We start from the raw sequence: 20,157 nt of genomic DNA on the forward strand, positions 1-20,157 counted from the left end.
TTCTCCGGAGGCGGTTATTGGCAGGCTTCGCACTCTTCGAAGCCGGGGTCGCCCGGCCGCATGGTGCAAACCGCCCCGAGAACTTCGGGTTCCGGCAAAACAGGTGCTGCGGCAACGGCGGAAGCAGTGGACGGATTGCCTGCGCTGACGGCGTTCAGTTCGCCGCCGCGTCCGGTGGACTTCTCGGCGCTGGTGGCGCCAAGGGTGCGCAGGTAGTACGTGGTCTTCAGGCCACGCGTCCATGCCAGCTTGTAGGTGTCGTCCAGTTTCTTGCCCGATGCGCCAGCCATGTAGATGTTCAGCGACTGGGCTTGATCGATCCACTTCTGACGGCGCGACGCGCATTCAACCAGCCAGCTCGGTTCGACTTCGAACGCGGTGGCGTAGAGTTCGCGGAGTTCGGACGGAACGCGATCGATGCGGGACAGGCTGCCGTCGAAGTACTTGAGGTCGGCGACCATGACTTCGTCCCAGAGACCGAGTTTCTTCAGGTCACGCACGAGGTAATCGTTAACGACCGTGAACTCGCCGGAGAGATTCGATTTGACGTACAAGTTCTGGAAAGTGGGTTCGATGCACGCAGATACGCCAATGATATTGGAAATAGTGGCGGTTGGGGCGATTGCGATGCAATTGGAGTTGCGCATGCCGTGTTCTTTGATGCGCGTGCGCAACGTATCCCAATCGAGCGTGCTCGATTCATCAACCTCAACGTGACCACCACGTTCATCACGCAGCATCTTCAACGTGTCTTGCGGCAAGATGCCGCGCGACCACAGCGAGCCTTCATACGATTGATAGCGGCCGCGTTCTTCAGCGAGCAGGCTCGACGCGAAGTACGCGTGATAGCACACCGCTTCCATCGAACGGTCCGCGAATTCAACAGCGGCTTGCGATGCGTACGGCACGCGCATCATCTGCAGGCAATCCTGGAAGCCCATGATGCCCATGCCCACCGGACGATGGCGCGCGTTGGAATTGCGGGCCTTGTCGACGGCGTAGTAGTTGATGTCGATCACGTTGTCGAGCATGCGCATCGCGATGCTGACCGTGCGCTTGATCTTGTCGTGGTCCAGTTCGAAACCGCCGCCGGCAGCCGGCTTCATGTGTGCGACCAGGTTCACGGAACCCAGATTGCAAACCGCGATTTCGGATTCGTTGGTGTTCAGCGTGATCTCGGTGCACAGGTTCGAGCTGTGGACGACGCCCACGTGCTGCTGCGGCGAACGGATGTTGCACGGATCCTTGAACGTGATCCACGGGTGGCCGGTTTCGAACAGCATCGACAGCATCTTGCGCCACAGCGTCAGCGCCGGCATCTTCTTGAACAGCTTCAGTTCGCCGCTGGCGACGCGGGCTTCGTAGCCCACGTAGGCTTCTTCGAACGCGCGGCCATACTTGTCGTGCAGGTCGGGGCAGTCGGACGGCGAGAACAGCGTCCACTCACCGCCTTCCATGACGCGCTTCATGAACAGGTCGGGAATCCAGTTCGCCGTGTTCATGTCGTGCGTGCGGCGGCGTTCGTCGCCGGTGTTCTTGCGCAGTTCCAGGAATTCTTCGATGTCCAGGTGCCACGACTCGAGGTACGTGCAGACCGCACCCTTACGCTTGCCACCCTGGTTCACGGCGACGGCCGTGTCGTTGACGACCTTCAGGAACGGCACGACGCCCTGGCTTTCGCCGTTGGTGCCCTTGATGTGGCTGCGCAGCGCGCGGACCGGGGTCCAGTCGTTGCCCAGGCCGCCGGCGTACTTGGCCAGCAGCGCGTTTTCCTTGATGGCGTCGTAGATGCCTTCCAGGTCGTCCGAGACGGTGGTCAGGTAGCACGACGACAGCTGCGAGTGCAGCGTGCCCGAGTTGAACAGCGTGGGCGTGGAGCTCATGAAGTCGAACGAGGACAGGATCTCGTAGAACTCGATGGCGCGCGTTTCGCGGTCGGTTTCGCGCAGCGCCAGGCCCATGGCCACGCGCATGAAGAACACCTGCGGCAGTTCGATGCGGGTGCCGCGGATGTGCAGGAAGTAGCGGTCGTACAGGGTCTGCAGGCCGAGGTAGCCGAACTGCAGGTCGCGCTTGGCGTTCAGCGCCTTGCCCAGCTTGGTCAGGTCATAGTTGGCCAGTTCGGGCGACAACAGGCCGCCTTCGATGCCGCGGGCAATGAACGTGGGGAAGTATTCGGCGTAACGCGCGCCCATGCCGTCTTGCGAGACTTCCTCGCCCAGCACTTCCTTGCGGATCGTGTGCAGCAGCAGACGGGCGGTGACCTGGCTGTAGGCCGGATCCTTTTCGACCAGCGCGCGCGCGGACAGGATGGCGGACTTGAAGACTTCGTCGACGGGGATGCCGTCGTACAGGTTCTTGACCGTTTCCTTCAGGATGGCTTCGGCGTCGATGAATTCAGACAGGCCTTCGCCGGCGGCGACGATGGTCGCGCGCAGTTCGGCGACGTCCAGCGGACGGCGCACGCCGCCGTCGGTGACGTTCAGCACGTGTTCCTGCGGCGCGGCGGCGGCCTTCTGCTGGCCTTCGGCGGCAGCAGCAGCGGCGCGTTCCTGCGTGCGCTTTTCGCGGTACAGGACATAGGCGCGCGCGACGTCATGCTCGCCAGAGCGCATCAGCGCCAGTTCGACCTGGTCCTGGATGTCTTCAATATGGAAGGTGCCGCCGTTGGGGCGGTTGCGAACCAGCGCGTTGACGGCTTGGCCGGTCAGCGTTTCGACGAGTTCGCGCACACGGGCGGATGCGGCGCCTTGGCCGCCATTGACGGCCAGGAAGGCCTTGGTCATGGCGATGGCAATCTTGCTGGGCTCAAAGCCAACCACCGAGCCATTGCGGCGGATGATGTTGTAGCTGGCCCATTTGCCGCTATTGGCGTCGGCGGGGGAGTCGGTTTGGGAGGGCGGCACGGCCGAAGGCCGGGTCACAGAGGCGATCGTAGTCTGCATGGAAGCTCCTGTGCGTAAAAGCGCGTAGATAACGGCATGACGGCGTCATGTCGGGTCAAAATTGGATCTTGTGATGGGGGTCGCAACGTCCGGACAGGCTAGTCCGTAAGGCGTGGCCGGCGGGAATCCGCGCTTGGGCGACCACAAGATGTAGTGTAGCACCCCTCGTTGGCCACTAATTCTAGTGATCGAGGTTTACAGGGACAAGAAGAAGATAAGACGAATCCCACAAAAGATTGTAACCAAATGCACTAGGCGCGCCCCGTAAGGCGCGCCCAGGTCAGTGACCACTCAGACCGGCTGTTTATGCGGTTTTCCGCAAGGGGACGGCGTGTGAGGCCGGTGCTGTATAGCTCTGCATGAGCCGGGCCAGATCGGTCCGATACTTGTCGACATTCGCGGCCTTCACGTGGCCGAAACCGCGAATGTTTTCTGCCAGGGCGGCGATTGTAGCCGCTTGCGCGAGGTTGTCCGAGGTCAACCCTGCAACGAGCTGGTCTATGGTCTGGCGGTACTCCTTCACCAGCGCCCGTTCCATCTTGCGCTCGGCCGTGTGGCCGAACGGATCGAACCACGTGCCGCGCAGGCCCTTCAGACGCTTCAGCAATTTCAGTGCCGACATCGTGCGCGGACCCAGCGTCATCTTGCGCGGCACGCCGGTGCGCGGATCCTTGCGCGCGAAGATCGGCGGGGCCATGTGAAAGCGCAGGCTGTACTCGCCTTCGAACTGACCCTCCAGCTGCGCCTTGAACGCGTCGCCGGTATAGAGGCGCGCCACTTCGTATTCGTCCTTGTAAGCCATGAGCTTGTACAGGCCGCGCGCCACCGCCATCGCCAGGCGCGGCGACTTGGCGTCCGGCGCCAGCTCCCGCTCGCGTGCCGCGACGGCGTCGACGACCTGCTGGTAGGTGCGGGCGTACGCGGCGTCCTGATAAGCCGTCAGGTCTTCGACACGGCGCGCCACGGCGCGTTCGAACGTTTCGGGGACGTGAAGCTGCACGACCTGGGCCCGGGGACGCAAGGCGCCTTGCAGCGCGTCAGGTTGATGCGCCGCGAGCCGGCCGTTGTCGAAGGCGGCGCGATTGGCCGCGACCGCCACGCCGTTCAGTTCGATCGCGCGGTAGATGGCCGCCTGCGACAGCGGCACGCCGCCGCGTTGCCAGGCATAGCCCAGCATGAACATGTTCGACAGGATGCTGTCGCCGAAGAGCGCCAGGGCGGCTTCGTGCGCGTCGATCGCCGCGGTGTGCGTGTCGCCGGCCGCGTGGCGGATCTTGGCGAGCAGCGCTTCGGGGCGCATCGCGGCGTCGGGATTGCGCGTGAAGTCGGAGACCGGCGCCACGTAGGTGTTCACCGTGACCTTGGTGTGGCCGCGGCGCAGGGCGCCCAGCGAATCGGGCGCGACGGCGGCGACCGGATCGCACAGGATGGCCGCGTCGGCCTGCTGCCAGTCCAGGCGCACGGGGCCGGCGGTTGCGCCGGCGGGGGCTAGACGGATGTGGCTGACGACGGTGCCGCCTTTCTGCGCCAGCCCGGTCAGGTCCAGCACGGCAGCCGACAGGCCTTCCAGGTGCGCGGCCATCGACACGATGGCGCCGATGGTGATGACGCCCGTGCCGCCCATGCCGGCGACCAGCAGGCGATAGGGATGCTCCAGCGCGTGGATGTCGGGCAGCGGCAAGCCGGCGATCAGGCCTCGCAGGTGTTCCTGGTCGGCCTTCGGCGCCGCGCTCTTTCTGGGCTTGCCGCCCATCACGGACACGAAGCTGGGGCAAAAGCCTTCCGCGCAGGAATAGTCCTTGTTGCAGCTGGATTGATCGATCGCGCGCTTGCGGCCAAAAGGCGTTTCCAGCGGAACGACCGACAGGCAGTTCGACTTCACGCCGCAGTCGCCGCAGCCTTCGCACACCGCGCTGTTGATCAGCATGCGGCGCGCCGGATCCGGGAACTGGTTCTTCTTGCGGCGGCGGCGCTTTTCGGCGGCGCAGGTCTGGTCATGGATCAGCACGGTCACGCCGGGGATTTCGCGCAGCTCGCGCTGCAGCGCGTCCAGCTCGCGGCGGTGGTGGACCTTGATGCCGGGGCCCAGGTCCACGCCCTGGTACTTCTCGGGCTCGTCCGTGGTGACCACGATGCGCGCCACGTTCTCGCCGCGCAACTGCTGGCAGATCTGCGGGACCGAGATCGGGCCATCGACCGGCTGCCCGCCCGTCATCGCCACGGCATCGTTGAACAGGATCTTGTAGGTGATGTTGGCGCGCGCCGCGACGGCCTGGCGGATGGCCAGGTAACCCGAGTGGTAGTACGTGCCTTCGCCCATGTTCTGGAAGATGTGCGGCATCTTCGTGTAGCGGGACAGGCCGATCCAGTCGACGCCTTCGCCGCCCATCTGCGTCAGGCCGCCCGTGTCGCGGTCCATCCAGGCCGCCATGTAGTGGCAGCCCACGCCGGAAAGCGCCTGGCTGCCCTCGGGCACCTTGGTCGACGTGCTGTGCGGACAGCCCGAGCAGAAGTAAGGGCGGCGGCGCATGCCGTCCGCGTCGTTGGACAGCGGGGCCTGGCATTCGAATGCCGACAGGTCGCGGTTCACCGGAAGTCCTGCGGCGCGCGACAGCCAGCCGGCCAGCGGCGCGGCCAGCAGCGACGGGCGCAATTGGCCGGCCGACGTCACCATCGGCTCGCCGTCCAGACCCTTCTTGCCCACGACCGTGGGGCGCTCGGGCAGGTTGAACAGCATGTCCTTGATCTGGCTTTCGACCACCGCGCCTTTTTCTTCGACGACCAGGATGTGCGACAGGCCGCGTGCAAATTCGAGCAGACGGCCCTCGTCCATCGGCCAGGTGAGACCCGGCTTGTAGATGCGTACGGGCGCGTTCGCCGTGACCGTATCCACGCCCAGTCGCGCCAGCGCTTCCATGGTGTCCAGGTGCGCCTTGCCCACGGTGACGATGCCCACCGTTGCCTTGGGCGCCGGACAGGTCAGCTTGTCCAGGCTGTGGCGGCGCGCGAAGGCAGCCACCGCCTTCATGCGCTGGTTCATGCGCGTCTCGACCGCCAGGGACAGAAAGTCGCGGGCCGAATATTCAAGCGATCCGGACGGCATGTCCGGATCCGCGGGCATGTCGTAGGTCTGGATCGGGGCAGGGGTGAAGGAGTGGCCGCTTTCGATGGTCTCGGACACCGCCTTGAAGGCGACCCAGGTGCCGGCATAACGCGACAGCGCCCAGCCCCACAGCGCGAAAGTCTCGTATTCGTCGATGGACGTCGGATGCACGATGGGCATCTGCCAGCCGATGAGCGAGGCCTCGCTGGCGTGCGGGATCGAGGAGGAAACGGCGGTGTGGTCGTCGCCTACCACTACCAGCACGCCGCCGTTGCGCGAGGCGCCCGCGGCATTGCCGTGATGCAGCGCGTCGCCGGCGCGATCCACGCCCGGGCCTTTGCCGTACCACATGGCAAACACGCCATCGACATTGCGGTCGTCGCGCACGCCGGCCTGCTGCGTCCCCATCACCGCGGTGGCGGCCATGTCTTCGTTGATGCCCGGCAGGAAGGTGATCTGGTTGGCGTCCAGCGCCTTCTGCGCCTTCCACATGGCCATGTCCACGCCGCCCAGCGGCGATCCGCGGTACCCCGACACGAAACCGGCCGTGTTCAGGCCGCGCTCGCGGTCCACCCGGCGCTGCGTGAGCATCATGCGCACCAGGGCCTGCGTGCCGGTCAGGAAGATGCGGCCGGACTCGCGCGTCAGGTTGTCGGCGAGCTGATACTCAAGGTCCAGCTCGGGTGCGGCGGCGGGGGTACCGTCCATAGTCAATGCTCCTCGTATTTGGCACCATGATAGGTTCGCGAGGGATCAGGTTTATTGCGTTTTTGGATCGTGCTATCCCTATAATTCGCAATGAACATTTCGTATTCCAAAAAAATCAGGAGACAAACGAATGGACAAGACCGATATCGGCATCCTCAAGGCCCTGCAGGAAGACGGCCGGGCCTCGGCGCAGCAGCTTTCCGAGAAGGTGGGGCTGTCGGCCGCGCCGGTGTGGCGGCGGGTGAAGGCAATGGAGGCGAGCGGGGTGATCCAGGGCTACAGCGCCCAGGTCGACCGCAGCAAGGTGGGGCTGGGCTGCATGTTTGCGCAGATCAGCCTGGAGCGGCACTCGGCCAACACCGTTGAACACTTCGAGCGGTCGGTACGCGATGCGCCGGAAATCCTGGAGTGCTATGCGGTCACCGGGGATTCGGACTTCCTGTTGAAGATCCTGGTGGAAAGCCCCGAAGCCTATGACCGCTTCCTGCATCGCTTCCTCTTCAACATGCCGGGCATCCGGCAGACGCGCACCATCGTGGCGCTGCGCGAGATCAAGCACGAACAGCGGCTGCCGCTGTAGCCGTTTCGGGGCGCTCTATATATAGAGAGGCTCTGTCGCTTGAAACCAACGCATTTTTGCGGTTTCCGCGCGGATTCCGGGCGCGCTCGCGGCCGCACTGTTGCGCATTTGCACACGGCGCGGATCCTCGTTGATTCTTCCCTGGCGCCTATTTAGAGTGCGTGAAGTCCGCTGCGCCTGGGACGTGCCGGTGTGATCGGCGCGGCGCGTCGGCGGACGTCTTGAGGAAGTCATGAGCAGTGTGTTTTTGCGTACGGCAGGCGTTGCCTGCGCCCTCGTGATCCTGGCCGGTTGCGCCGCCAGGAAGCCCGCCGCCATCACCGAGGCCCAGCCCGCGGAACCGCCCAAGCCGGTGGCGTGCACGCCCGCCAAGGCTGGTGACCCGATGGTCGGCACCTGGTTGTCGAATTCGCGTCCGCGCGACGTGGCCGGCGACATGCAAGCGCTGATCGTGCTGTCGGCCGACGGCACGATGTCCTACGAATCCCTGCTCAAGATCGGCCGCAAGACGCGTCCCGCGCTGCGTGAGACGGGCTGCTGGAGCGTGGAGAACGGCGTCTACACGATGCGCACGACCAAGTCGGCGGGCGAGCCGGTGGACCCCACCGATCCGATCTATCTGAACCGCTACCGCGTCGAAAAGGTCGAGCAATCCAAGCTGTCGCTGCGTGAACTCAAGAGCGGCGGCATGCTGCTCACGGCGCGCCGCATGCCGGCGGGCTATCGCCTCGCCTACTGAGCGTTGCGCCGGGCGGACACTTCGCCCGGCGGTTTCGCCAAGCGGGCCGGGCTGCGGTAAGGTGCGGGCTTCGACTTTCGCCCCGCCGCCGGTTATCCATGCCCGCCCTGTCCTCCGAAGCACGCGCGATCGCGCTGCTGGCGCTGGCCGCCTTCGTCAGCGCCAGCGCTTTCCGTATCTGTGATCCCATGCTGCCGCAACTGGCGGCGGAATTCGGCACCACCACCGGCCAGGCCGCGCGCGCGGTCACGGCGTTTGCCGTGGCGTATGGCGTGCTGCAGATGTTCTTCGGTCCGGTGGGCGACCGTTACGGCAAATACCGCGTGGTCAGCGTCGCCACCGTGGCGTGCGCGCTGGGCAGCGCCGGCGCCGTCATGGCCGGATCGCTCGATATGCTGGTGTTCTGCCGCGCCTTGTCGGGCGCCGCGGGCGCGGGCATCGTGCCGCTGTCCATGGCCTGGATCGGCGACAACGTCCCCTATGAACGCCGGCAGGCGACGCTGGCGCGCTTTCTGACCGGCACCATCCTCGGCATGTCCGCCGGCCAGCTTGCGGGCGGCCTGTTCGCCGATACCGTCGGCTGGCGCTGGGCCTTTGCCGCGCTCGTGGCGGGCTATCTGATCGTGGGCGTGCTGCTGCATCTGGAAGTGCGTCGCCAGCGCGCGGCCGGATTTGCGCAGGTCGATCCCGGTGCGCCACGGCAAGGTTTTATCGCGCAGGCGCGGCTGGTGCTCGGCACGCGGTGGGCGCGCGTGGTGCTGGCGACGGTGTTCATCGAAGGCTTGCTGGTGTTCGGCGCGCTGGCCTTTGCGCCGTCGTACCTGCATGAGCGCTTCGATATCTCGCTGACGGCCGCGGGCGCGCTGGTGGCCGTGTACGCGGTGGGCGGGCTGATCTACACGGTCGTCGCGGGGCGCATCCTCAAGCGGCTCGGCGAGCGAGGCCTGGCTGTCGCGGGCGGACTGGTGCTGGGCGTGGCGTTTCTGTCGTACCTGTTGGGGCCGGTGTGGATGTGGAGCCTGCTGGCGAGCGTCCTGGCGGGTTTTGGGTACTACCTGCTGCACGCGACGCTGCAGACGAACGCAACGCAGATGGTGCCGTCGGCGCGCGGCACGGCGGTCGCGTGGTTCGCGTCGTGCCTGTTCATGGGGCAGGCGGCCGGCGTGGCGCTGGCGGGGGCGGTGGTGGACGAGATCGGACCGGGCGCGCTGTTCGGCGGCTCGGCCGTGCTGTTGCCGCTGCTGGGGGCGTTCTTTGCCCGGGCGCTCAAGGCGAGGGCGGGGATGCAGCAGGGGTGAGGGCGTTGGCGTTACGCCAGATTGAAAACAGAAAGGGCCTTGTTCATCGTTGGATGAAAAGGCCCTTTGTTTATGGGGGTGTCAGGCATCCTTGGATTATGCAGGTGTCAGACACCCTGCCGAGACCGTCGCGGGTTTGTGGCCGTTATCTCTCAAGGGTGTCAGACACCTGGGCGGTAGGCTTTCGGAGGGTGTCTGACACCCGGATTCAGATCGCCGACAGCCGCTTGAGCACGGTTTCCTTGCCCAGCAGTGCCAGCACCGCATCCACCGCAGGCGTCTGCGTCTGACCGGTGACCGCCACGCGCAGCGGGATGGCCAGTTGCGGCATCTTCAGCCCGCGGTCGGCCAGCACGCCCTTGATCAGCGCGGACAGCGCTTCGCGCGTCCACTCCGCATCCTGCGCACGCTGCGCGAAATCGGCCAGCGCCTCGCGGGCCGGCGCGGTCAGGTGCTGTTCGGCCAGCTCAGCCGGCGCGCCCTTGAATTCGCCGCAGAACAGCATGGCGCCATCGGCCAGTTGCTCCAGCGTTTCGGCGCGGTCCTTCAGGAGGCCCATGACGCCCGGCAGGTCGATCTGCTCGGGATAACCGCCGCGCGTCGCCACGCGCGTGGCGACGCGTTCGGCCAGTTCGGCGTTGTCCATCTGCTTGATGTAGTGGGCGTTGACCCAGTTCAGCTTCTTGGGATCCCACTGCGACGCGGACTTGGACAGATGCTTGGTGTCGAACCACGACACGAGCTGGTCGCGCGAAAAGAGTTCGTCGTCGCCGTGGCTCCAGCCCAGACGGGCCAGGTAGTTGATCATGGCTTCGGGCAGATAGCCTTCGTTGTCGTACTCCATGACGTTGACCGCGCCGTGGCGCTTGGACAGCTTTTCGCCGTCCGGGCCCAGGATCATCGGCACGTGGCCGTATTCCGGCAGGGTGGCGCCAAGCGCGCGCAGGATGTTGATCTGGCGGGGCGTGTTGTTGACGTGGTCGTCACCGCGCAGCACGTGCGTGATGCCCATGTCCCAGTCGTCGACCACGACGCAGAAGTTATAGGTAGGCGTGCCGTCCGGACGCGCGATGATCAGGTCGTCGAGTTCGGTGTTGTCGAAGCTGATCGTGCCCTTGACCATGTCGTTCCAGGACGTGGCGCCGTCCTGGGGATTCTTGAAGCGCACCACCGGCTTGCGGCCTTCGGGGATGGCGGGCAGCGTCTTGCCGGGTTCCGGGCGCCAGGTGCCGTCATAACGCGGCTTGTCGCCGCGGGCGCGGGCGGCCTCGCGCATCGCTTCGACTTCTTCGGGCGAGCTGTAGCAATGGTAGGCGGTGCCGGCGGCCAGCATCTGGGCCACGACTTCGCGGTACCGGTCCATGCGCTGCATCTGGTAGAACGGGCCTTCGTCCGGCTGCATGCCCAGCCATTCCATGCTGTCCAGGATGGCCTGCACCGCTTCCGGCGTGGACCGCTCGACGTCCGTGTCCTCGATGCGCAGCACGAAGGTGCCCTTGTGGTGGCGCGCGAAGGCCCAGGAGAACAGCGCGGTGCGCGCGCCGCCCAGATGCAGGAAACCGGTGGGCGAAGGCGCAAAGCGGGTGCGAATGGGAGTAGTGGCGTTGGAAGTCATAGGTGGCAGTGTTAGCGGCTGCGGCGCCACAAAGCGGCGTCGGGCAGTGTCCTCATCAAGCGGACAGCGGGCTTGTCTTGATACGATGAACGCTATTTTAGATTAGTGTGAACAGGCCCTGGCCCGACCTCCCCATGTTGAGACACGCTCTTGCGCCGATGTTCGAACCCGCCTCGCTGGTGATCGTGGCCGATCGGCCGCTGCCCGCGGCAAGTTCCTTGTCTCCCGCCCTGAAGGCAAAGACCACGGTTGCCGCCGTCGAACCCGGCGCAGCCCCCGACCTGCCGGACAGGCTTGAAGGCTTGGCCGCGGGTGACCGGCCTGATCTGGCCCTGGTTTGCGTGTCGCCCGCCGTGCTGCCCGAGACGCTGCGCCGCCTGGCGCCGTTGTCGCCGCGCGCCGTGATCCTGTTGCCTCACGAACTGCCCGACCCCTACCCGCGCGGCACGCTGGCGCTGTGCCGGGCCTGGGCCGAGGAAAACCACTGCGAACTGCTGGGGCCCCGCTCCTTCGGCGCGCAGCGGCCGCACGCGGGCCTGAACTTCAGCCAACACCCGGTGCTGGCGCGCAGCGGCCGCGTGGCGCTGGTGGCGCAGTCGCGCTCCATCATGGCCGCCGTCATGGACTGGGCCGAGGACGTGCACATCGGCTTTTCCACCGCCGTGTCGCTGGGCGACGAAGCCGTGGTGGGCCTGCCCAAGCTGCTGGACTACCTGGCCAGCGATCCGCGCACGGACAGCATCGTCCTCTACCTGGAAGACGTCGGGCCCGCCCGCGAGTTCATGAGCACGCTGCGGGCCGCGGCCAGCATCAAGCCGGTCATCGTGCTCAAGGCCGGCCGCTCCGATGCCGACAGCAGCGACGCCGTTTTCGATGCGGCGCTGCGCCGGGCTGGCGCGGTGCGTGTGCGCTACTTCGTGCAGCTCTTCTCGGCCGTGAAGGTGCTGGGCTACACGCGCCGCCCCAAGGGCCGCAGGGTGGCGCTCATCTCCAACGGCAGCGGACCCCCGCAGCTCGCCATGGATCTGATCGGCCCCGACGCCGCCGTCCTGCGCGCCGACCTGGCGCCCGCCACGCAGCGCGCGCTGGCCGAGATGCTGGAGCCCGACGCCGGCACCGCCAACCCCGTCATCACCTATCTGCCGATGACGCCCGAGCGCATCCGCGCCATGCTCGAGGCCGTCCTGGACGACACCGGCGTGGACGGTGTGCTGGTGCTGCTGGCGCCCGACGCCTTGGCCGACATGCCCGCAGTGGCGCGCGAACTGGCGCAGATCGCGCCGTCCGCCAAGAAACCCGTGGTGACCTGCTTCATGGGCGACGCCGGCATGCGTCCGTTGCGGCGCATGCTGGACGATGCGGGCACGTCGGCGTTCCGCACGCCCGAGTCGGCCGCGGACGCGTTCGGCGTGCTGGCGTCGCACCACTACAACCAGCAGTTGCTGTTGCAGACGCAGCCGCCCGAACCTGCCAGCCACGTGCCGGATCTGGCGGCAGCGCGCGAGATCGTCGCGCGCGTGCGCGCCGATTGCCGGCGCGAACTGAATACGGCTGAAATCCGCACGTTGCTGTCGCTGTTCTATGTGCCGCTGTCCGACGCGGCCGCGTCGGCTACGGCAGCCGAAGCCGAATCACGGCCCATGGCGATCCGCGTGCGTCGCGATCCGCAATTCGGCCCTGTCATCCGCTTTGGCGCGGGCGGGCCGGACGCGGTGCTGTCGCTGGCCGAGCGCGGCATGGACTTGCCGCCGCTGAACGGCTATCTGGCGCGCCAACTCATCGAGCGCAGCAGGCTGTGGCGGCGCGTGCTGGCCCCCCGGGTCGGCCACCTGGCCGCCGAGGCGCTGCAGCAAACCTTGGTGCTGGTGTCCGAGCTGGTGTCGGAACTGCCCGACATCGAATCCCTGGACATCGACCCGCTCTATGCGGGCGAAACGCATCTGCGCGCCGGCGGCCTACGCATGACGCTGACCGATACGCCGGGCTGCGCTTCGCCGCAGACCACGGGCTACCCGCACATGGCGATCCACCCGTATCCGGCTCGGCTGGTGCAGGTGCGCCGGTTCGATGACGGCATCCCGTGGGTGCTGCGCCCGATCCGCCCGGAAGACGGCGAGGCGCTGCAGGAATTCATTCGCGGCCTGTCGGAGCGGTCGCGCTACATGCGGTTCGTGTCGATGATGCGCGAACTCACGCCGCGCATGGTGTCGCGCTACACGCAGGTGGACTATCACCGCGAACTCGCCCTGGTGGCGGCGACGCAGGTGCCCAATCCCGCCAATCGCGGCCATCCGCGCGAGGTGCTGGTGGGCTTTGCCCACTACCTGCGCAATCCCGACGGCCGGGGCGCGGAATACGCGCTGGTGATCGGCGACGACTGGCAACGGCGCGGGTTGGGACGTCAGCTCATGACGGCGCTGATCGACGCCGCGCGCGAGCAGGGCCTGGAATACATCGACGGCCTGGTGCTGTCGACGAACCGGCCCATGCTGGCGCTGATGACCAGCCTGGGCTTCACGAACGATCGCGATCCCGAGGACCCGACGATGCGCCGGGTCTGGCTGGACCTGGGCTGAGTCTGATTCAGGATCTGGGTCTGGACCTTGGGCTGGGCCCGGGTCTGGACCCGTCACCCGTCGCGCCGGATCGCTTCAGGCGGTCCGGCGCGTCGGCTGCGCGGGTTTGAGCCGCGCGGCCGCTTCGTCCACCGACAGCACGTCGCCGAAGAACAGCATCCAGCCGTGCAGCGCGTTTTCGTGCTCGGCCGGCGTCACCGCGGCCAGCGCGTCGTCGATCATGATGGTCCGGAAGTCCCGCATCATTGCGTCGCGCGCGGTGGATTCGCAGCACACGTTGGTGACCGTCCCGGCGATCAGCAGGGTATCCACGCCCAGCCCGCGCAGCAGGGGTTCCAATTCCGACGAACCCGGCGCCATGGCGCTGTAGAAACGCTTGACCACGCGCGGGTCCGTGGCCTGCGCGTGCAGGTCCGGATGCAGCGCAAAGCCCGGCGAGTCGCGCCGCAGGGTCTCCAGGCGGCGGGCGCTGCGTTCGGGCGTGAGCATCACGCCATGATGATGCGACCAGAATACGTCCGCGTTGTCCGACGCCGTCTGCACCCACACCACGACCCCGCCGGCATCGCGCACGGCGCCGCACAGGCGGTTGATGGGGTCGATGATCTCGCGCGCGGGGGCGCATTCGCCCTGATAACCCGGCATCAGGAAATACTGCTGCATGTCGATCACCACCACCGCGGTGCGCGCGGCCGGCAGTTCGTCATAGGGATGCAGGCAGCCCTGACGGGCCATGACGCGATCCTTCACCCACTGGGGGAATTCCATGCTGCCTCCTTAGCCGTAACGCCGCGCCACGGCGGACTCGACGCGGTAGATGATGAGATACATCACGCTGGAAATCAGCGCCAGCATCACGATGGCGGTCATGACGATGTTCAGCTTGAACACCTGGCTGCCGTTCATGATGAGAAAGCCCAGGCCCGAATCCGCCGACTGGAACTCGCCCACGATCACGCCCACCAGCGCCAGGCCGATGTTCATCTTCACGGCCGCGATCAACGTGGGCACGCTGCCCGGCAGCACGACCTTGGTCAGCACCTGCCAACGGCTGGCGCCAAAGGTGTGGGCAAGCTTCACCTTGTTCAGGTCGATACCGCGGAATCCCGCGTACACGACCATGATGGTCACGAACACCGCAATGGCCACCGCCATGCCGTAGACCGCGTAATCGGAACCCAGCCACAGATAGAAGATCGGCACGAATGCGATCTTGGGCATGGCGTTGGCCACCACCAGGAAGGGGTCCAGCACCTTGTACAGAAAGTCGGACCACCACAGTGCGGCCGCCACCACGATCCCGATGCCCATGCTGAGCACAAAGCCGACCAGCGTGGCCGACAGCGTCGTCATGATGTGCTTGCCCAGGCTGCCGTGGTTCCACAGTTCCAGGAACGTGGGCCACAGCGCGCTGGGATAGCTGGTGAGCAGCGGATTGACGATGTGCATGCGCGGCAGGATTTCCCACGCGCATAGAAAGACCACCAGCAGCAGTGCCTGGGCCACGCGGATGTTGCGGCGGCGCGCGCGGTCGCGGCGCAGGTAGTTCAGGTATTTCTCGCTGGGGCCGGGCACGGCGCGCAGCGGAACGGTATTGGCAATCGGCGCGTTCATGGGTCAGCCCTCCACGTGAACATCCAGCTCGTCCCAGAGCTGTTTGAAGTAGGTGTTGAACTCCGGCCGCGAGCGCGCCTGGAACGGCGTGGGTCGGACCTGGCCGTCGCCGTAATGAATGCGGTACTGGCTCTTTAAACGTCCCGGCCGGCGCGACAGCACGATCACGCGATCAGTCATGGCGATGGCCTCGCCGATATCGTGTGTCACCAGCACCACCGTCTTGCCTTCGCGCCGCAGGATGTCCACCACTTCGTCGGAAATCGCCAGCCGCGTCTGCGAATCCAATGCCGAAAACGGTTCGTCCAGCAGGATCACGTCGGGCTCGGTGACCAGCGTGCGCGCCAGCGCCGCGCGTTGACGCATCCCGCCGGACAGCTGTCGCGGCGTGTGCGACAAAAACGCGCCCAGGCCGCATTTTTCAAGCAGGTGCACGGCGCGCGCCTCGCTGCGCGCGTCGCGCCGCCCCTGGATCTCGGCGCCCAGCATCACGTTGTCCAGGATGGTGCGCCACTCGAACAGATAGTCCTGCTGCAGCATGTAGCCGATGCGGGCATTCGGCTTGGTCACCGCCTGCCCGTCGACCAGCACCGCGCCCGAGGTCGGCGGAATCAAACCCGCGATCAACGACAGCAGCGTGCTCTTGCCACAGCCGCTTTGCCCGATCAGGCTGACGAACTCGCCCGGCGCCAGACTGAACGAGACGTTGGACAGCGCCTCGGTCTCGCCTTCCGGTGTGAAGTACGAAAGACAGACCTCGCGCAGTTCGATCTTGGCCGTGGCGGGCGCCGGTTTCAGGTTATGGATGGCGGCGCCCATCATTGCGCCTTTTTGGCAAAGTCGGCGATCACCACGTCCTCGTACTTGACGCGGGCGGTGTCCTTCATCACGGCGCTGGCCACCAGCATGTCCTGCAGTTGCGTCATCGCCTGCGCGGTCACCAGCGGCGTGGTCTTCCAGATCTGATATTGCTTGTAGCGTTCGATCGCCTCGGTCACCGCGGCCTGGTCCATGCCGGGAAAGAAGGTCATGATCTGCGGGGCCAGCGTGGCGGCCGGCGTGTCCTTCACGTATTTCTCGGCGCGCGCGACCACATCGGTCCAGGCCTGGATGACCTTGGGGTTGTCGCGGATGTATTTGTCGGTGGCGGTGAAGACCGTGTAGTCCACCTGGCCCACTTCATGTCCCACGGACGCGACGATGTGCCCCTTGCCGTTGCGCACCAGTTCGCCGGCCTCGGGCTCCAGGAAGATGCCGTACTCCCCTTGGCCCGCCATCCAGGCGCCCGCGCGCGCGGGGATGCCGATGTTGTTGAGCAGCTTCACGTCTTTTTGAGGATCCAGGCCATGCTTGCGCAGCGCGGTCTCCAGAAACACGATGGGATTCGATCCCGGGCGAAAGCCGATCACTTCCTTGCCCTTGAGCATGGACCAGTCGAACTTGTCGACCGGCTTGCGCGACAGCAGGAAAAAGCCGTCCGTGGCGGTCAGGCCGGCAAAGATCTTGGGCTTGACCGGTGATTCGCTGTTCTGCACGTAGATGGACGCCTCGGGCCCGATCAGCACGATGTCCGCGCTGCCCGACAGCAGGGCGGTCATGCCCTTGTCGGTGCCTTGCGAGGTTTTCATGGACACGTCCAGGCCGGCGTCCTTGAAATAGCCCTGCGATAGCGCGACATACTTCGGCACGTAAAGGATCGATCGCACCACTTCTTCGTAGCGCACCTTCACGGGAGGGTTCAGGGCTTCGGCCTGAGCGGCCAGAGGGGCAAGCAGCGCGAGCAGCGCCGCGCCTGCCAGGCGGGGCAAGGGCAAGGTCTTCACGGGACTTTCTCCTGCGTCTTGAATGCGCCGACGGATCGGCGCAACACGGCCAATGGGATGGATCGACTGCAACAACAGGGAAGCCCGAACAGAGAAGGCCCGGGCCGGTAGGACTTGGATCGAATACTATATTCAAGACAAGGAGGCGACAAGCGTTTTGAGATTGGCGTTTTTCTCTATGGACGCAAGCCTTCCGAGCCGGGACAATGCGAGGCTGGAATACCAGTTGGTATACAAAATAGGATTTTGAGCCGCTTCAGATTTGAATCGTGACGGGGCAGGGCTCATCCCATCGTAGGCGCGCAATGCCGGCGCGCCCATCAGCCAGGAACACGAGCCGCGTCTTGCACGCCGCCCGTCGTCGTTCCTGGCCCGTGCTGCGCTAGACCAGCACTTCGTTCAAAAAGTCCGAAATGTCCGCCACTTCCTCGGCGCAGACCGAGTGCGGCATCGGATACGTGCGCCAGCGCACGTCGTAACCCAGGCGCTTCAATTCCGCCAACGACGCTTCGGCGCGCGCCAGCGACACCACCGGATCGTATTGGCCATGCGCCATGAAGATAGGCGTGGCATTGTTGGCAGGCTGACGCTCAGCTTCTGCGGTGTCCAGCAGCGGCAGATAGCCAGACAGCGCCATCATGCCGGCCAGCTTCTCTTTCAAGCGCAGACCCGTGTGCAGGGTCATCGCGCTGCCTTGCGAGAACCCTGCCAGCACGATGTTCGACGTCGGGATCCCGCGCGCGTTCTCGCGCGCGATCAGCTGGTGGATGGCGGCTTCAGAGGCGCGGATGCCGCGGCCATCTTCCACGCGCACCAGATCCATCACCAGGATGTCGTACCAGGAACGCATCGACATGCCGTTGTTGATGGTGACCCGTTGAACCGGCGCATTCGGAAACACGAAGCGCACGCCACGCCCGGCGGGCAGGCGCAGCTCCGGCACGATGGGCGCGAAATCGTTGCCGTCGGCGCCCAGGCCGTGCAGCCAGATCACGGCGTGCGTGGGGTTGGGAGCGGTTTCGATCTCGATGCAGTCGAGCAGGTCGGGTGCGGTCATGGACGGGCTGTTGGGGATATCAGAGGGTAAGGGTCTTGAGCGCCTGGAACAGCGCGCGATAGTGCTTCTTCTGCGGCTCCTGGCCCTGCAACAGCGATGCGTTGGCCAGCTTTTCCTTGCGCGCGGCGCGGATCAGCGTGCGCAATTGCTGCACGTCGGCCTGCGGGTTGTTGGTCAGCAGGCGGGTCAGGGCGTCGTCGTCGTCGAGCAGGCGGTCACGCAGCCCTTCAAGGCGGTGCATGGCGGCCGTTTCCTCGCGGGAGCCGTTCTCCCAGACGTCGAGCTGCTTGCGGATGACGTCAGCCGGCGCGTCGCGCATCAGCTTGCCCACGAAGTGGACCTGACGCCGCAAACCCTCGCGGCCGGTGGTGCGCTGGGCCATGCGGATGGCCTCGTACAGCCGTTCTTCGAGCGGCAGTTGCTTCAGACGTTCGGGCGACAGCGCGATCAATTGCTTGCCCAGGTCCAACAGGGCGTGCATCTCACGCTTGACCTGGGACTTGCTGGGACGGTCGTAGCCGTTCTCGTCGTAACCGTCGTCGACGGAATCTTCTTGGGGATGGGAATTCATGGAAAACTGCGCAATGACAGACTTGGCTATGATAACCGTCTCTGCAAATTGGACTGCAATGGTTAAAACCTCCTCATCCTTGCCGCTGGCGGCGAATCACGCGCGTTTTTCCGAACTTGTCGAACAAACCCTGGCCTACGCGCGCCAGATCGGCGCTTCCGACGCCGCCGCGGAAGTCTCCGAAAGCCTGGGACTGTCCGTCTCGGTCCGCAAGAACGACATCGAAACCGTTGAGCAGACGCGCGACCGGGCGCTGGACCTGACGGTCTACGCCGGCCAAAGCCGCGGCTCCGCGTCGACGTCCGACTTCTCCGAGGCCGCCCTGCGCCAGACGGTCGAAGCCGCCTGGCACATCGCCCGCCATACCGCCGCCGACCCGGCCGCCGGCCTGCCCGACGCCGACCAGCTGGCCACCGAATTTCCCGATCTGGACCTGCACCGCGCCTGGACCGTCTCCACCGAGGAGGCGGCCGAACTGGCGCTGCGCGCCGAGCGCGCCGCACGCGAGGTCGATCCGCGCATCACCAACACCGACGGCGCCACGGTTGGCACGTACGAAGGCCAGTTCGTGATGGGCAACACGCGCGGCTTCCTGGGCGGCTATCCGTATTCGCGCCACAGCCTGTCGGTTGCGCCCATCGCCGGCCGCGGCAACGGCATGCAGCGCGACTACTGGTACACGTCCGAGCGCGATCCGGCCAAGATGGCTTCGCCCGAAGCCATCGGCCGCTACGCCGCCGAACGTACGCTGTCGCGCCTGTCGGCACGCCGCGTGCGCACCGGCAAGTTTCCGGTCCTGTTCGAGGCGCCGCTGGCGCTTGGCCTGGTCGGCGCCCTTACGCAGGCCGTCAACGGCGGCGCGCTGTACCGCAAGGCCAGTTTTCTGGTGGATTCGCTGGGCAAGCCGCTCTTTCCCAAGCACATCAATCTGGTCGAAGATCCGCACATCCGCGGCGCCATGGGCAGCTCGCCGTTCGACGACGAAGGCGTGCGCACGCGCCGCCGCAACGTGGTGTCGGGCGGGGTGCTGGAAGGCTATTTCCTGTCGTCCTACACCGCCCGCAAGCTCGGCATGACCACCACCGGCAACGCCGGCGGCTCGCACAACCTGGTGTTCAGCTCCACGCTGACCCGCCGCGGCGACGATTTCGAAGCCATGCTCAAGAAGCTCGGCACGGGCTTTCTCGTCACCGAACTGATCGGTCAAGGCGTCAATTACGTGACGGGCGACTACTCGCGCGGCGCCTTCGGCTATTGGGTCGAAAACGGCCAGATCCAGCATGCGGTGCAGGAAGTCACCATTGCCGGCAACCTGGCCGACATGTTCAAGCAGATCGTCGCGATAGGCGCCGACACGATCTCGCGCGGCACAAAGACCACCGGCTCGATCCTCATCGAGCAGATGGCAATCGCCGGGATCTGATCCCGCGAGCCGGCGGCGCGCAATGCGCCGCCGGATTTCTGCATTTGTCCGCTTGGCAATCCCCCCGCATGGCAATCCCGCGCATTGCAACCCCTTTACGCTCGG

General features: G+C 65.8%; 14 protein-coding genes. 5 read left to right on the forward strand and 9 right to left on the reverse strand.

The window, feature by feature from the left end; translation table 11 throughout:
• Positions 1–14: 14 nt before the first annotated feature.
• Positions 15–2,945 (reverse strand): ribonucleoside-diphosphate reductase subunit alpha, encoded by a 2,931-nt coding sequence (locus AC6CIE_RS15745; protein WP_175139128.1) that lies wholly within the window; start codon positions 2,943–2,945, stop codon positions 15–17.
• A gap of 304 nt (positions 2,946–3,249) precedes the next feature.
• Positions 3,250–6,756, reverse strand: a complete 3,507-nt coding sequence (locus tag AC6CIE_RS15750) for an indolepyruvate ferredoxin oxidoreductase family protein (RefSeq protein WP_498092783.1) — start codon at positions 6,754–6,756, stop codon at positions 3,250–3,252.
• A gap of 130 nt (positions 6,757–6,886) precedes the next feature.
• Between AC6CIE_RS15750 and AC6CIE_RS15755 the strand changes: the two genes are divergently transcribed.
• From AC6CIE_RS15755 to AC6CIE_RS15765, 3 genes are all read left to right on the forward strand, one after another.
• A complete protein-coding gene (locus AC6CIE_RS15755; RefSeq protein ID WP_175126229.1) occupies positions 6,887–7,336 on the forward strand; it encodes an Lrp/AsnC family transcriptional regulator in 450 nt (149 codons plus the stop codon).
• Between the two features lie 232 nt (positions 7,337–7,568).
• On the forward strand, positions 7,569–8,075 hold the full coding sequence (locus AC6CIE_RS15760) for a hypothetical protein (RefSeq protein WP_367351407.1): 507 nt from the start codon (positions 7,569–7,571) through the stop codon (positions 8,073–8,075).
• Positions 8,076–8,173: 98 nt separating this feature from the next.
• Positions 8,174–9,373, forward strand: coding sequence for an MFS transporter (locus AC6CIE_RS15765; protein WP_218342178.1), 1,200 nt, complete (start codon positions 8,174–8,176; stop codon positions 9,371–9,373).
• Between the two features lie 208 nt (positions 9,374–9,581).
• Here the strand turns inward: AC6CIE_RS15765 and gltX are convergent, their stop codons facing one another.
• Positions 9,582–10,988, reverse strand: coding sequence for a glutamate--tRNA ligase (gene gltX, locus AC6CIE_RS15770; RefSeq protein WP_175125500.1), 1,407 nt, complete (start codon positions 10,986–10,988; stop codon positions 9,582–9,584).
• Positions 10,989–11,122: 134 nt separating this feature from the next.
• On the opposite strand from gltX, the gene AC6CIE_RS15775 reads away from it, so the two are divergent.
• On the forward strand, positions 11,123–13,564 hold the full coding sequence (locus AC6CIE_RS15775; protein WP_498092786.1) for a bifunctional acetate--CoA ligase family protein/GNAT family N-acetyltransferase: 2,442 nt from the start codon (positions 11,123–11,125) through the stop codon (positions 13,562–13,564).
• A gap of 75 nt (positions 13,565–13,639) precedes the next feature.
• Here the strand turns inward: AC6CIE_RS15775 and AC6CIE_RS15780 are convergent, their stop codons facing one another.
• From AC6CIE_RS15780 to yjgA, 6 genes are all read right to left on the reverse strand, one after another.
• Positions 13,640–14,332: a cysteine hydrolase family protein gene (locus AC6CIE_RS15780; RefSeq protein WP_239214279.1), complete on the reverse strand. Its 693-nt coding sequence runs from the start codon at positions 14,330–14,332 to the stop codon at positions 13,640–13,642.
• 9 nt (positions 14,333–14,341) lie between these two features.
• Positions 14,342–15,178, reverse strand: coding sequence for an ABC transporter permease (locus AC6CIE_RS15785; RefSeq protein ID WP_191578201.1), 837 nt, complete (start codon positions 15,176–15,178; stop codon positions 14,342–14,344).
• Between the two features lie 3 nt (positions 15,179–15,181).
• Positions 15,182–15,997 (reverse strand): ABC transporter ATP-binding protein, encoded by an 816-nt coding sequence (locus AC6CIE_RS15790; protein WP_056564409.1) that lies wholly within the window; start codon positions 15,995–15,997, stop codon positions 15,182–15,184.
• Complete coding sequence (locus AC6CIE_RS15795) at positions 15,997–17,001, reverse strand: ABC transporter substrate-binding protein (protein ID WP_175125491.1); 1,005 nt, start codon at positions 16,999–17,001, stop codon at positions 15,997–15,999. Before AC6CIE_RS15795 ends, AC6CIE_RS15790 begins: the two co-directional genes overlap by 1 nt.
• A 382-nt stretch (positions 17,002–17,383) precedes the next feature.
• Positions 17,384–18,058: an alpha/beta hydrolase gene (locus tag AC6CIE_RS15800; RefSeq protein WP_239214281.1), complete on the reverse strand. Its 675-nt coding sequence runs from the start codon at positions 18,056–18,058 to the stop codon at positions 17,384–17,386.
• A gap of 19 nt (positions 18,059–18,077) precedes the next feature.
• Positions 18,078–18,629 carry a ribosome biogenesis factor YjgA gene (gene yjgA, locus AC6CIE_RS15805; protein WP_175125487.1) on the reverse strand — a complete coding sequence of 184 codons (552 nt, stop codon included), beginning with the start codon at positions 18,627–18,629 and terminating at the stop codon, positions 18,078–18,080.
• Between the two features lie 58 nt (positions 18,630–18,687).
• On the opposite strand from yjgA, the gene pmbA reads away from it, so the two are divergent.
• The gene (gene pmbA / locus AC6CIE_RS15810; RefSeq protein ID WP_498092790.1) at positions 18,688–20,052 is read left to right on the forward strand and encodes a metalloprotease PmbA; all 1,365 of its coding nucleotides are present in this window, start codon (positions 18,688–18,690) and stop codon (positions 20,050–20,052) included.
• The last annotated feature ends 105 nt before the right edge of the window (positions 20,053–20,157 follow it).

It is taken from the genome of Achromobacter sp. GQ309, from assembly GCF_059759315.1.

What these genes read in the sequence shown, in the direction of transcription:
- AC6CIE_RS15780 (WP_239214279.1), bottom strand. Translation starts at nt 14,332, where the DNA reads ATGGAATTCCCCCAGTGGGTGAAGGATCGCGTCATGGCCCGTCAGGGC.
- gltX (WP_175125500.1), bottom strand. Translation starts at nt 10,988, where the DNA reads ATGACTTCCAACGCCACTACTCCCATTCGCACCCGCTTTGCGCCTTCG.
- AC6CIE_RS15750 (WP_498092783.1), bottom strand. Translation starts at nt 6,756, where the DNA reads ATGGACGGTACCCCCGCCGCCGCACCCGAGCTGGACCTTGAGTATCAG.
- AC6CIE_RS15765 (WP_218342178.1), top strand. Translation starts at nt 8,174, where the DNA reads ATGCCCGCCCTGTCCTCCGAAGCACGCGCGATCGCGCTGCTGGCGCTG.
- pmbA (WP_498092790.1), top strand. Translation starts at nt 18,688, where the DNA reads ATGGTTAAAACCTCCTCATCCTTGCCGCTGGCGGCGAATCACGCGCGT.
- AC6CIE_RS15745 (WP_175139128.1), bottom strand. Translation starts at nt 2,945, where the DNA reads ATGCAGACTACGATCGCCTCTGTGACCCGGCCTTCGGCCGTGCCGCCC.
- AC6CIE_RS15800 (WP_239214281.1), bottom strand. Translation starts at nt 18,058, where the DNA reads ATGACCGCACCCGACCTGCTCGACTGCATCGAGATCGAAACCGCTCCC.
- AC6CIE_RS15775 (WP_498092786.1), top strand. Translation starts at nt 11,123, where the DNA reads ATGTTGAGACACGCTCTTGCGCCGATGTTCGAACCCGCCTCGCTGGTG.
- AC6CIE_RS15760 (WP_367351407.1), top strand. Translation starts at nt 7,569, where the DNA reads ATGAGCAGTGTGTTTTTGCGTACGGCAGGCGTTGCCTGCGCCCTCGTG.
- yjgA (WP_175125487.1), bottom strand. Translation starts at nt 18,629, where the DNA reads ATGAATTCCCATCCCCAAGAAGATTCCGTCGACGACGGTTACGACGAG.
- AC6CIE_RS15755 (WP_175126229.1), top strand. Translation starts at nt 6,887, where the DNA reads ATGGACAAGACCGATATCGGCATCCTCAAGGCCCTGCAGGAAGACGGC.
- AC6CIE_RS15790 (WP_056564409.1), bottom strand. Translation starts at nt 15,997, where the DNA reads ATGGGCGCCGCCATCCATAACCTGAAACCGGCGCCCGCCACGGCCAAG.
- AC6CIE_RS15785 (WP_191578201.1), bottom strand. Translation starts at nt 15,178, where the DNA reads ATGAACGCGCCGATTGCCAATACCGTTCCGCTGCGCGCCGTGCCCGGC.